2 protein-coding genes, 1 tRNA gene and 1 pseudogene are annotated in these 2,752 nt (G+C 67.3%); 2 read left to right on the forward strand and 2 right to left on the reverse strand.

Annotated features, from left to right (window positions below; all coding sequences use genetic code 11):
• Positions 1-239 precede the first annotated feature (239 nt).
• Positions 240-311 (reverse strand) — tRNA-Gln (locus ACLQI9_RS17395).
• 149 nt (positions 312-460) lie between these two features.
• Here ACLQI9_RS17395 and ACLQI9_RS17400 point away from each other — a divergent pair.
• On the forward strand, positions 461-1,054 hold the full coding sequence (locus tag ACLQI9_RS17400; RefSeq protein WP_324851344.1) for a TetR/AcrR family transcriptional regulator: 594 nt from the start codon (positions 461-463) through the stop codon (positions 1,052-1,054).
• Between the two features lie 111 nt (positions 1,055-1,165).
• Here ACLQI9_RS17400 and lysA read toward each other — a convergent pair.
• Positions 1,166-2,512: pseudogene (gene lysA / locus ACLQI9_RS17405) on the reverse strand (diaminopimelate decarboxylase).
• 117 nt (positions 2,513-2,629) lie between these two features.
• On the opposite strand from lysA, the gene ACLQI9_RS17410 reads away from it, so the two are divergent.
• A partial coding sequence (locus ACLQI9_RS17410; RefSeq protein ID WP_442391966.1) for a hypothetical protein occupies positions 2,630-2,752 on the forward strand: 123 nt, incomplete at its 3' end.

A 2,752-nucleotide genomic window follows, 5' to 3' on the forward strand; every position in this document is an offset into this window, starting at 1 on the left:
GGTTGCCGATAACGGCGGTCGGCATCTTGCTCGCTGATCCGCGCGGCGACCTGCACGTGTTCGCCTCCAGCAGCGAGCAGACCCGGCTGCTGGAACTGTTACAACTCCAGGCCGAGCGGGGTCAGGGGTCGGGGCGCGCATGGGACGCCGGCCGACGCGGTCGTGTTCGTCCACCGCGGCAGCATCCCCCGCACGACAAGCGGCAAGATCCGCACTTCGTATTATTCCCCGCATCGAAGCTCCGTCGCCAGGACTCGAACCTGAACTCTCAGAACCAAAATCTGATGTGCTGCCGATTACACCACGACGGACCATGCACCAGCGGCGAGTAGCTCCGCTCGCCGTCGGCCGGCCCCCGGGCCGGCCGCGCACACTGATGCCTTCGTCAGACTGTAGTGCAACCGATAACCTGATAGGCGTGGCAGCGCCCGAGAAAGAGGTCCGCGCGCCGCGCGCCAGGATGACCGGCAGCGAGCGGCGGCATCAACTCATCGATATCGCCCGGTCGCTGTTTGCCGAACGCGGCTACGAGGGCACCTCGATCGAGGAGATCGCGCTGCGTGCCAACGTGTCCAAACCGGTCGTCTACGAGCACTTCGGCGGCAAGGAAGGGCTGTACGCGGTCGTCGTCGACCGGGAGATGTCGGCGCTGCTGGATGGCATCACGTCGTCGCTGACCAACAACCGGTCCCGGGTGCGCGTCGAACGGGTGGCGCTGGCACTGCTGACCTACGTCGAGGAACGCACCGACGGGTTTCGCATCATGATCCGCGACTCGCCGGCGGCCATCAGTTCGGGCACCTACTCCAGCCTGCTCAACGATGCCGTCAGCCAGGTCAGCTCGATCCTGGCCGGCGACTTCGCCCGTCGCGGCCTGGACCCAGGCCTGGCGCCGCTGTACGCCCAGGCACTGGTCGGCTCGGTGTCGATGACCGCACAGTGGTGGCTCGATACCCGCGAACCCAAGAAGGAAGTCGTGGCCGCGCATCTAGTCAACCTGATGTGGAACGGCTTGACCCATCTGGAAGCCGATCCGCACCTGCAGGACGAGTAGTTCTGCGACGATGCGGGCCGCAAGGGGCGGCCTGTGCGGGTCCCCCCGCTCGCGGGGGCGTTGCGGGTACCGCCCGCTTGCGCGGGAGAGCCGAACAAGTGGACTAAGCGGTTATCCGCGGTCGCGGGCTAGCAGGTCGGCGGTCGTTTCGCGGCGGACCAGTTCACGGGCCCGGCCGTCCTTCACCGCCACCAGCGGTGGCCGACCCACCATGTTGTAGTTCGACGCCATGCTGTGGTGGTAGGCCCCGGTGCAGGCCACCGCCAGCAGGTCGCCCGGGTGCAGGTCGACCGGAAGCTCGACGTCGCGGGCGATCTCGTCGCCTGCCTCGCAGTGCCGTCCCGCCACCGTGACCCGCTGCCGCGGGGCGAGGGAATGCCGATTAGCCAGCGCGACAGTGTATTTCGCCCCGTACAGGGACACCCGCGGGTTGTCGCTCATTCCGCCGTCGACGGCGACGAAGGTACGCCCGCCAGGCTGTGTCTTGATGCCGCGCACCTCATACAAGGTGACACCGGCCCGGGCGCTGATGGCCCGGCCAGGCTCGACCACGATCGCCGGCCGGGGGAAGCGCTCGGCGGCGCAGGCCGCGTCCAGCGCGTCCTCGATCACCCGCGCCAGCTCGTCGACGCTGAGCTCCGGGTCGCCGGCCAGATACGGAATCCCGTGGCCGCCACCGATATTCAACTCGGTCAAGATGACGCCGTGCCGCGCGCGGATGTCGGCCATCGCGGCGATCATCCGTCGAATCGCCTCGCCGTAGAGCGCGGCATCGGTGACCTGCGAGCCGAGATGGCAATGCAGCCCGATCAGGTCGAGGCTGGGGTGCGAAAGCACGCGCGCCACCGCGTCCGCGGCGTGCCCACCGTCAAGGGCGAACCCGAACTTCTGATCACTGATGCCTGTGGTGACGGCGTGGTGGCCGTGGATGTCGATGTCCGGGGTCACCCGGATCAGCACCCGTTGCCGTCCTTCCGCCAAACCCGCGAGGTCGGTGATCTAGATACACGAATCCAGCACAATGCGACCGACCCCGAAGCGCACCGCGGCTCGCAATTCGTCCTGTGACTTCGCGTTGCCGTGCATGATGATGCGCGCCTTTTCCACGCCGCCGGCCAGAGCGGTGGCCAGTTCACCGGCTGAGCAGACGTCGACGCCGAGCCCCTCGTCGCGCGCCCAGCGCGCCACCGCGATGGTCAGCAGCGACTTCCCCGCGTAGACGACCTCGGTGTTGCGTAATGCCGTGCGATAGCGGCGGGCGCGGCACCGGAAGTCGGCCTCGTCAATCACATAGGTCGGCGTGCGGAACTCGTCGGCGATGTCGGTAAGCGGTACCTCACCGATGCAGAGCCTGCCCTCGTCGTCGGAATGGGTGGTCAGCGGCCAGATCGCCGGATGGAATCGCGGCGGAGCCGCATAGCCTATGGAAGGCAGGACGTCCGGCAATGTTGTTGTCATGACTTCAGCGTCCGCATGCTGTGGCCGGACGCTGCTGCCCTTACAGATCCTTGACGGTGCCGGGCCGGAAATTGACGAAGTTCGGCGCCATCCGTCGGCCCCATACAATGGCGCATCATGACCGCACCGGGGCCGGAATGCGTAGTTACCCCGATCGCGGGGCTGGTGGAGTTGGCGTTGCGCGCGCCGACGCTGCAGCGACTCATCGAGCTGGCTGCCGATCGACCCGACGAATTGGCG

This window comes from Mycobacterium sp., assembly GCF_052143115.1.
Taxonomy (GTDB): Bacteria; Actinomycetota; Actinomycetes; order Mycobacteriales; family Mycobacteriaceae; genus Mycobacterium.